The organism is Gilliamella sp. B3464 (assembly GCF_026536145.1).
Lineage (GTDB): Bacteria > Pseudomonadota > Gammaproteobacteria > Enterobacterales > Orbaceae > Gilliamella.
The window spans coordinates 1-865 of record NZ_JAFNOQ010000036.1; the positions used below are offsets into that span (position 1 = coordinate 1).

At 29.0% G+C, this 865-nt stretch carries 1 protein-coding gene; it reads right to left on the reverse strand.

The features are described 5' to 3' along the window. Positions 1–189: 189 nt before the first annotated feature. Positions 190–729, reverse strand: a complete 540-nt coding sequence (locus J3U57_RS12690; RefSeq protein WP_267345006.1) for an imm11 family protein — start codon at positions 727–729, stop codon at positions 190–192. Positions 730–865 lie beyond the last annotated feature (136 nt).

An 865-nucleotide genomic window follows, 5' to 3' on the forward strand; every position in this document is an offset into this window, starting at 1 on the left:
AAGGGTTTATTTATTTGAATCTCCTTGCATTCTATAAATTCGTAATTGGCAACGACAGTTGAGTCATATTGGAACCAATAACGATTAGCATAATTAGCTATCATAAATCTATAAATCATAACAACATCCTTTAAAAGGTTTACTTAAGCTTCACTATTATCCATAGAAAAGTTGATTACATTGTGTGGATCAATCTATTCCTTTTACTTTATTGTTTATAAAAAACTGGCGTAACGACTCTGACATCACAATTCGCCCTATAGATTCTTCACACCTTGCCATACAAAATTGCTCATTTATATCTTCTTTAAAGACCATTTTATAAAATTTCATTGGTCCATCAGGATAATCATCTAATATTGGTTCATATTCCGATTTATTCATATCAATACAGGATATTAAACGAAGAAAATTTAATGCTTTATAACCAGAATAGCTACGACCATTAACAATTATAGTTGCATCTATTAGCTGGACATCATGTAAAAAATCTTGATTGTTTGAAAGTAAATTGGCAAGTCTAGGCGAGATAAATTCAGGACCATCACTGAAATAAATATCATAAGAGAGTAAACGCTTTTCACTCACTTTTTTTTCTAATTTAAAAACTAAGGGTTTATTTGATTGAATCTTTTTGCATTGTAAAAATTCGTAAAGATCAACTACAGTTGAGTCATATTGGAACCAATAACTATTGGGATAATTACCTAGCATAAGTTGATAAATCATAACAACATCCTTTAAAATAATTACTTGAATTTTTATTTAAGCTTCACTATCATCCATAGATAGATTGATTACATGATGTGGATAAATCTATTCCTTTTACTTTATTGTTTATAAAAAACTGGCGTAACGACTCTGA